Consider the following 8,517-nt stretch of genomic DNA (forward strand, 5'->3'; position numbering starts at 1 on the left):
TGTGGAATTAGGGCGTCTCAGTAGCAGTGGCAGTCGTAATTTGAATGCCAGCAAGACGATATGCCTTGTAACGCTCGCGCGCTAACTGCTTGAGCTTTTCATCGCAAGGAACGAAGTCTACCACTTGTGCAAAGCTAACCGCAAAATTTGGTGCGTTTTCCGCTAAATTAATTAGCGTAGCACGGCGTCCAGTATGACGTAATGTTGACCATCCTATCTCAACGGGAGAGCCGCCATTAGGCCCTTCTCCGACAAGGTTGTGGGGCACAAAACTGTCAGGATCTTGCTGCCATAGATATTCATCTATTTGTTCTGCTTGCTGTTTATTTGCTGCGAGTAGGTAAACGCTGTTACCTTGCCGGTAACTCATTGCTGCTAAATGACAGGCAAAATGGCACTGAAAGTGACTATCAGCGCTCTCTTGCTTGTCATCGATTATATAAAACGTAGCATGAGTCATGGTTTTTTGTTCCTAAAGAAAAGGGCCTTGCGGCCCTTTTCGATGTCTTTTACTCGACGATCTCTTGGCCTGCTCTGTTTAATAAGAACTGGACAAGGAGAGGGACTGGTCGACCGGTAGAGCCTTTTGCAGCACCACCTTTCCAAGCGGTACCTGCAATATCAAGGTGCGCCCAGTTGTACTTTTTAGTAAAGCGAGATAAGAAACAACCAGCCGTTATAGTACCAGCGCCAGGCGTGCCTAAGTTTGCCATATCAGCAAATGGGCTCGCAATTTGCTCTTGGTATTCATCACTCATCGGTAGACGCCAAGCGCGATCACCGGATTGCTCTGACGCATTTATAATTTCATGCGACAGTGGATTATGGTTACTCATTAAACCACTAATGTGATTACCTAAAGCAACAACACAAGCACCTGTTAGTGTCGCAACGTCAATCACACATTCAGGTTCAAAACGCTCAACGTAAGTTAATGCATCACAAAGCACTAAACGACCTTCAGCATCGGTATTTAATACTTCAACTGTTTGACCTGACATGGTGGTTAAAATATCACCAGGACGATAAGCATTGCCGCCAGGCATATTTTCACAGCCCGCTAACACACCAACCACATTGATGGGTAAATTAAGCTTAGCTAATGCTTTCATGGTACCGAACACAGAGGCTGCACCACACATGTCGTACTTCATTTCGTCCATTTGAGCACCAGGTTTAATCGAAATACCACCTGAATCAAAAGTTAACCCTTTACCGACAAGAACGATAGGCTTAGCGTCTAAATCGGGGTTACCTTTGTACTCAATAACAGACATCATCGCTTCATTTTTAGAGCCACGACCCACTGCAAGGTATGATGTCATCCCTAAAGATTGCATCTCTTGCTCACCAATGATTTTAGTGCTTACGGTCTCAAAATCATCGGCTAGACGGCGTGCTTGTGAAGCAAGATAAGCTGGGTTTGCCACGTTTGGTGGCATATTGCCCAAATCTTTACTTGCGCGAACACCAGATGCTATCGCTAGACCATGGCTGATAGCGCGTTCACCTAAAGAGAGCTCGCGACGAGTCGGTACATTAAAGACTAGTTTACGTAGTGGACGACGAGTCTCTGGTTTATTACTCTTAAACTGGTTGAAGGTATACAAGCTATCTTTAGTTGTTTCGACAGCTTGACGTACTTTCCAGTATGTATCACGACCTTTTACATGAAGCTCTGTTAAGAAGCACACAGCTTCCATAGAGCCAGTTTCATTTAAAGTACTGATCGTTTTTTTGATGATTTGCTTGTATTGGCGCTCATCTAATTCCCGTTCTTTACCACAACCGACCAGTAAAACACGTTCTGATAACACGTTTGGTACGTGGTGTAGTAAAAGCATTTGCCCAGGTTTACCTTCGAGGTCGCCACGACGCAGTAAGGAGCTGATATAACCATCACTGATTTTATCTAGCTGTTCCGCGATTGGAGAGAGGCGACGTGGTTCAAAGACGCCAACAACAATACAAGCACTACGCTGTTTTTCGGGGCTGCCGCTTTTTACACTGAACTCCATGCGTACTCCTAACATCCTAATTAAAGACAATTAACGCTAAATGTTGGATAATACCACACTGTTTGCTCTGCCGTGATTTCGGTATACGCTTAGAGTGCAGTCTTTCATTTAGCTGAAAGATAACAAAATAACTGATTTATCGAAAAACTATAGTGATTCCATCAAAAAAACAAGTTTTCTATGGGAATATAACGCGTGATTATTGTTAGGTATTTGACAAGAGAGACATTAAAGAGCCAATTAGCGGTACTTTTTGTACTTTTCCTTGTCTTTATTAGCCAAAAGTTTATTAGCATTTTAGCCGATGCAACCGATGGCTCGATCCCGAGTGATCTCATTCTAACCTTCATGGGATTATCTATCCCTTCGATGGCACTATTAATGCTCCCTCTAAGTTTATACATCGGGATCTTACTCACGTTCGGTAGATTATATGCTGAAAGTGAAATCACGGTGATGAATGCGACGGGGATGGGGAACAAATTATTACTCCAATCAGCATTAGCTTTGGCCATTATTACGGGGGCAATTGCCGCTGTGAATTCATTTTGGGTTGCACCTTGGTCGCAAGAGCATATAGAGCAGCTTAAAGAAGAGACAAAGGCTGGGCCAACGTTAAATATGTTGGTAAAGGGGACGTTTCAGCCGGCACCGAATGGAAGTGGGGTTATATTTATTGACAATATCACCGATAAAGGCTCAAAACTTCATAAGGTTTTTGTCGCGCAATTAAAAGCCTCTGGCACCTTGCAGCCTAGTGTGATTGTTGCAGACAATGGTACCGTCAAAGAGTTATCTGATGGTCGTCAAATGTTAGAATTAAATAACGGTGCTCGATATGAAGGCATTCCTACTCAGCTAAATTACTCCATTACTCATTTTCATGACTACCAAGCGCTAATAGGGCAACGTGAAGTTAAAGCTGGTAATCGTGATTGGGAAGCCCAGCCCACAATGACCTTAATAAAAGATCAAAGCTTAGCTGCAAAAGCTGAATTACAGTGGCGTTTCTCTTTAGTACTTTGTATTCCATTGTTAGTAATGATTGTTGTTCCGCTATCGGCTGTTAATCCACGTCAAGGACGATTTGCAAAATTAGCACCTGCTGTGTTGATTTATCTGGCTTATTTCTTAGCGATCTCATCCGCAAAATCAGCGATTGAGGATGGTATTATCCCATCAGCTATTGGCATGTGGCCAATTAATATTACAACCTTGTTAGTTGCTCTTGCTTTAAATAGCTGGGATTCTATGCCTGTGCGACGCCTTAAAGATAAATTACGGAGACGCAGTTAATGTTTAAAATTCTCGACTGGTATATAGGTCGAACGATCATTGCAACTTTCTCACTGACACTATCAACCTTAGTGGGCTTATCTGCGATTATTAAATACGTTGATCAACTAAGAAAAGTGGGACAAGGAAGCTACGATCTCCTCAAGGCGCTGTATTTTGTTTTATTATCAATGCCGCAAGACATCATTATGTTCTTTCCTATGGCGGTATTATTAGGCGCATTGATTGGTTTAGGAATGCTGGCATCAAGCTCTGAGCTGGTGGTAATGCAAGCGGCAGGCTTTTCTAAACTTGATATTGGTTTATCGACCTTAAAAACGGCAGTCCCTATGATGATAGTGGTTGTATTACTGGGACAGTGGGGAGCACCGCAAGCGCAGAAAATGGCACGTGAGTATCGTTCGATATGGGTTTATGGCGGTAGTATGATTTCTGCACAAAGTGGCGTATGGGCTAAAAATGATAATAGCTTCATTTATATGGGACGTGTTCATGATCTCAATAAAGTGGATGTTGTTAATATTTGGCAGTTTGACAACAAAGGCCAGTTGGAAGATGTAACATCTGCAAAACGCGCGTCTTACGATAAAGCGACGGGTTGGACAATGCATGATGTAACCATAACAGACATGACAGGTAGTAGTCAGTTAACCAATAGCCATATAGCAAGTAAGCATTGGGAAACAACATTAACACCAGATAAATTAGCGGTTGTGACGGTGAAACCTGAAGAATTATCGTTGTCTGGCTTATATCATTATGTGAATTATCTCAAAGAGACTAAGCAAGATGCTTCTCGTTATGAGTTAGCATTCTGGCGTAAAGCGCTTCAGCCTATATCCATTGCTGTTATGATGCTATTAGCATTATCTTTTGTATTTGGCCCTCTTCGCTCTGTTACTATGGGGGCTCGTGTCCTTTCAGGTGTCATTTTTGGTTTTGCATTTTATATTTCAGACCAAGTGTTTGGACCGATGATTTTAGTGTACCGATTACCGCCTATTTTAGGGGCATTAGGTCCAAGTTTAGCGTTCTTGTTTATCACGATATATTTGCTAAGACGCAAACTATAAAATGGAAAAAGGAGCCTAAAGGCTCCTTTTTTATTAGCGAATATCTTTTGTCACTATCATTTCACATTCAGCCATTACGTCTTGTAATGCTCGACGTTTAGTGTTGTATGCGAGCAAATTCCCTAACCCTAAGGCTGCCGTTGCAGCGCGGATCAATGCTTGAGTGATAGTAATTGGGCGACCATCTTTATTTTGTACTTTTAATTTCCATGCTCGCATACCTAACGTTTGGCCACCATGAGTCCAAAAGTAAGTGTAGAATCCAATAATTACGGCGCCTAAGTAACTAGAGTAAAGTAAATTAGCTTGTGGATGATGTGTTAAATAAGCACTTACATCTTCATAGTGAGCTAAATCGAGAATATTAAAATGAAGTAAAAGCGCTATTCCTGCCATTGCTATACCGCCTGCTAGCATAAGAATCGCAGCGACAATTATAGCATCATAAAACCAAGCGGCTAAACGCCGAAATAAGGTTGGATATTGTGGGGAAGTGGTTTTTTTTATTATTGCTGATTTTGACATAAAACATCCGATTTATCTGACTGTGTCCATATGTGCTGAGTGTAACAGTAAACAATAAGTCAGAGAACGCTTGATATTGCTACAGAATGTGTAAGGGATCTGGTGTTATTATCACCAACAAAGAGGTAAATAGGATGAAAAAATAGCGGTCAAAGAGATTGGTTGAATATCTTAACGATAAAGGCTTGCCTCGCTGCATTGGATACGTATAATAGCCGCAATAAGCCCGAGTGGTGAAATTGGTATACACGACGGATTCAAAATCCGTTTCCTTCGGGAGTGACGGTTCAAGTCCGTCCTCGGGCACCAAATTTCAAACAAAGCCTCAATCGAAAGATTGGGGCTTTGTTGTTTTTAGATAGTAAGCTCACCAACACCTCCTTGACATTCATATCATATTTATTGTTACACTAAACAGACGTTATCTGACTTGATTGCAGCATTGCGTCGAATCAATCGAATAACGTAGCTATTCAAGTATTTAGTTTATAATCAAATATGTCATCTCATTTACTCATATATAACAAAAAGATAGATATGATTGTTCTAAATGAATATATAGTCTCTCATTTTTATTTATAATAATTTATGTGAAGGTCTTATCTGAAATGAGAAGGATACTTTGATTATAAAAAAACTGTGTAATAATTATTTCTGGTTCATTTTTGAGTTTTGATCTCGTGGTTAAAAATAATTTTGATGTATTACGAATTTTCCTCGCTGTACTTGTTTTCTATTTCCATATAGGGATAGAAACTCAAAATGAATACCTCATGTATGTACCAGGCGGCTTAGCAGTGCATTGCTTCTTCGTTATTAGTGGCTATTTGATAGTAAAAAGCTACTTAAAAAGAAAGTCTTTATCGACTTATGTAAAGTCACGTTTCTTACGTATTTACCCACTGTATTTTATTGTTATTACAACGGCGTTTATTTTTGGATATTTTCATTACTCCGGTAGTTTTATTGACGACATAAATAATGGTGCCGGTAAATACTTAGCGTCTAATTATGTGTTCGCTAACTTCTTGCATCCGACGTTACCCGGTTTATTTGAAAATAATTTTCAACCTTTTGTTAATGCAGCATTATGGACCATTAAAATTGAAGTCATGTTCTATATTTGTGTACCTATTATCTATGGTGTACTGAATAAAAAGTTAGATAATAAAAAGCTGACAATACTACTAGGTTTAGTATCGATTTGCTGTTTTTATACAGTGCAGTATTTCATTGAGTATCATGGTTTACCAGCAAGCATTAATCGACAATTACCATCTATGTTAGTGTTCTTCATGCTAGGGGCATATTGGAATTTTGCGGAGCCTAAGTTTTTAAGGCTTTGGCATCTACTGATCTTGATCCCGATAGTATTCTTTTTACAAAGCTGGTTTGTGATTTATGCGTTCGCGGTGAGTTTTATAGTGTACGTTATTGTCTTTAAGTTAAAGCCAATAGCGGTTAGCAAGCGTATTGGTGATATATCATACGGTATCTACATTTGGCATTTTCCAATCTTACAAACATTAATCATGTATGGTTTTTTCAAGAATATTTATCAAGGTACAGCAATTGCAACTGTACTTGTTTTCTCATTTGCAATGATTAGCTGGCACTTCATCGAGTCCAAATTAGTCGTTAGACATTAATTGATTGAAGTTGAGTTGTTATATGGCAAGACGTTTTGAAGCCCTTGATGCCTTTCGCGGGTTATGTGCATTATCTGTTGTGTTATTTCACTTTCGTGCAGTTGGGAGTGTGACTGAGTTACCTTTTTTTAGAGGCAGCGAATTATTTGTAGAGTTTTTCTTTGCCCTAAGTGGCTTTGTGCTCGCCCATAGTTATGGTTTTAGGGACAACCTACACTTTAAATCTTATATAGCATCGCGTTTTTTTCGACTATATCCATTGTATGTTTGCATGCTGATGGTATTCATTGGGTTAGAGGTGGTAAAATATATTGCGTATAAAACCGTTGGTTTTAGTTTTAATACATTGCCCTTTACAGGCCATGGATCTCTGTCTGAAATACTCCCTAACCTATTAATGGTGCAATCATGGACATCATTAACCGATCCTTTATCGTTCAACTATCCATCGTGGAGTATAAGCATTGAGTTTTATCTCTATGTTTTACTCTTCCTGACGCTATATCTATTTGGTCGTTACAAAGTATGGAGCTGGTTGACGATAGCCGTTATGGTTTTAGGCTTAATGGGGAACAATTCAACACTACTTCAACCATATGTATTTAATGGATTATCATGTTTTTTTGGTGGCGCATTCACGTATGTTTTATTTACCAAAGTAAAGCACATATCGATTCCATTTATTGCAGGCTCTATTATTGAAGTCGCGCTTTTAAGTGCTGTAGTTTATTTGGTTTCAAATGAAATAAGCTACAGATATATATACGCAACGCTATTGTTCTATCTTGTTGTATTGTTTTTTGCTTTTGAGTCTGGTGCGATTTCAAAACTGTTAAATAGAAGTATATTTCAAGTCTTAGGTAAATGGTCCTATTCTATCTATTTAACACATGCCGCTATTCTCTTTATGGTTACATCGGTCGCATTAGTAGGACAAAAAGTGTTAGGTAAAGCAATCGCTCCAATGATAGAGGGTGCACGGTTTATCGATTTAGGTTCGACGTTTTATAATAATGTACTTGTTGTTTCTGTTCTTTTGATCGTTATCCTTGTGTCGAAGACGACATATAAATATATAGAGCTTAAAGGACAAGCATTAGGAAAACGGGTTATGGGCTTTAAATAGATATGAAATGTCAGACGTTCAGTGTGTAAAATATACGATTATTATGTTCGTGATTAGATGTTGAGCTATCGCATTTTTGTGGTGTTTTTTATTGAAAAAAAAGCTTGCCAATGTGATCTGAATCTCTATAATGCGGCCTCACTGACACGGAGCAAGCCACTGGCAAGCGACAAAATCAGTATTGTTCTTTAACAATTTGACCATGCAATCTGTGTGGGCACTCGTTGAAAAGTTAAGTCGAAAGATTTATCAATGATACTAGTGACCAATTGATACGTAAGTATCAGCACAGTCAATTCATTCATCATTTTATGATGAATTAACAGTATTCATTGAGCCGGTCGCCTTTTTACAAGAGCGACCACAAAAACTTTAATTGAAGAGTTTGATCATGGCTCAGATTGAACGCTGGCGGCAGGCCTAACACATGCAAGTCGAGCGGTAACAGATTGATAGCTTGCTATCAATGCTGACGAGCGGCGGACGGGTGAGTAATGCCTGGGAATATGCCCTGATGTGGGGGATAACTATTGGAAACGATAGCTAATACCGCATAATCTCTTCGGAGCAAAGAGGGGGACCTTCGGGCCTCTCGCGTCAGGATTAGCCCAGGTGGGATTAGCTTGTTGGTGGGGTAATGGCTCACCAAGGCAACGATCCCTAGCTGGTCTGAGAGGATGATCAGCCACACTGGAACTGAGACACGGTCCAGACTCCTACGGGAGGCAGCAGTGGGGAATATTGCACAATGGGGGAAACCCTGATGCAGCCATGCCGCGTGTATGAAGAAGGCCTTCGGGTTGTAAAGTACTTTCAGTTGTGAGGAAGGC

At 40.1% G+C, this 8,517-nt stretch carries 7 protein-coding genes, 1 tRNA gene and 1 rRNA gene; 6 read left to right on the forward strand and 3 right to left on the reverse strand.

Going from position 1 to position 8,517, the window contains the following annotated elements:
* Window positions 1–7 precede the first annotated feature (7 nt).
* A complete protein-coding gene (locus C9J42_RS16380; protein ID WP_107207681.1) occupies window positions 8–460 on the reverse strand; it encodes a DNA polymerase III subunit chi in 453 nt (150 codons plus the stop codon).
* A 49-nt stretch (window positions 461–509) separates the two neighbouring features.
* Window positions 510–2,018 (reverse strand): leucyl aminopeptidase, encoded by a 1,509-nt coding sequence (gene pepA / locus C9J42_RS16385; protein WP_107247465.1) that lies wholly within the window; start codon window positions 2,016–2,018, stop codon window positions 510–512.
* Between the two features lie 195 nt (window positions 2,019–2,213).
* Between pepA and lptF the strand changes: the two genes are divergently transcribed.
* Window positions 2,214–3,314: an LPS export ABC transporter permease LptF gene (gene lptF, locus C9J42_RS16390; protein WP_107207683.1), complete on the forward strand. Its 1,101-nt coding sequence runs from the start codon at window positions 2,214–2,216 to the stop codon at window positions 3,312–3,314.
* Window positions 3,314–4,387 (forward strand): LPS export ABC transporter permease LptG, encoded by a 1,074-nt coding sequence (lptG, locus tag C9J42_RS16395; RefSeq protein WP_107207684.1) that lies wholly within the window; start codon window positions 3,314–3,316, stop codon window positions 4,385–4,387. Before lptF ends, lptG begins: the two co-directional genes overlap by 1 nt.
* A gap of 33 nt (window positions 4,388–4,420) precedes the next feature.
* Here the strand turns inward: lptG and C9J42_RS16400 are convergent, their stop codons facing one another.
* Window positions 4,421–4,912 (reverse strand): RDD family protein, encoded by a 492-nt coding sequence (locus C9J42_RS16400; protein ID WP_107207685.1) that lies wholly within the window; start codon window positions 4,910–4,912, stop codon window positions 4,421–4,423.
* A 224-nt stretch (window positions 4,913–5,136) separates the two neighbouring features.
* Between C9J42_RS16400 and C9J42_RS16405 the strand changes: the two genes are divergently transcribed.
* The 4 genes from C9J42_RS16405 to C9J42_RS16420 all read left to right on the forward strand — a co-directional run.
* A tRNA-Leu gene (locus C9J42_RS16405) sits at window positions 5,137–5,221 on the forward strand.
* 356 nt (window positions 5,222–5,577) lie between these two features.
* On the forward strand, window positions 5,578–6,561 hold the full coding sequence (locus tag C9J42_RS16410; RefSeq protein WP_233217747.1) for an acyltransferase: 984 nt from the start codon (window positions 5,578–5,580) through the stop codon (window positions 6,559–6,561).
* A 22-nt stretch (window positions 6,562–6,583) separates the two neighbouring features.
* Window positions 6,584–7,687 carry an acyltransferase gene (locus C9J42_RS16415; RefSeq protein ID WP_107260912.1) on the forward strand — a complete coding sequence of 368 codons (1,104 nt, stop codon included), beginning with the start codon at window positions 6,584–6,586 and terminating at the stop codon, window positions 7,685–7,687.
* Between the two features lie 373 nt (window positions 7,688–8,060).
* Window positions 8,061–8,517 (forward strand): 16S ribosomal RNA (locus C9J42_RS16420); the annotation flags it as partial.

It is taken from the genome of Photobacterium sp. GB-56, assembly GCF_003026105.1.
Taxonomy (GTDB): domain Bacteria; phylum Pseudomonadota; class Gammaproteobacteria; order Enterobacterales; family Vibrionaceae; genus Photobacterium.

What these genes read in the sequence shown, in the direction of transcription:
- C9J42_RS16380 (WP_107207681.1), bottom strand. Translation starts at nt 460, where the DNA reads ATGACTCATGCTACGTTTTATATAATCGATGACAAGCAAGAGAGCGCT.
- C9J42_RS16415 (WP_107260912.1), top strand. Translation starts at nt 6,584, where the DNA reads ATGGCAAGACGTTTTGAAGCCCTTGATGCCTTTCGCGGGTTATGTGCA.
- pepA (WP_107247465.1), bottom strand. Translation starts at nt 2,018, where the DNA reads ATGGAGTTCAGTGTAAAAAGCGGCAGCCCCGAAAAACAGCGTAGTGCT.
- C9J42_RS16400 (WP_107207685.1), bottom strand. Translation starts at nt 4,912, where the DNA reads ATGTCAAAATCAGCAATAATAAAAAAAACCACTTCCCCACAATATCCA.
- lptG (WP_107207684.1), top strand. Translation starts at nt 3,314, where the DNA reads ATGTTTAAAATTCTCGACTGGTATATAGGTCGAACGATCATTGCAACT.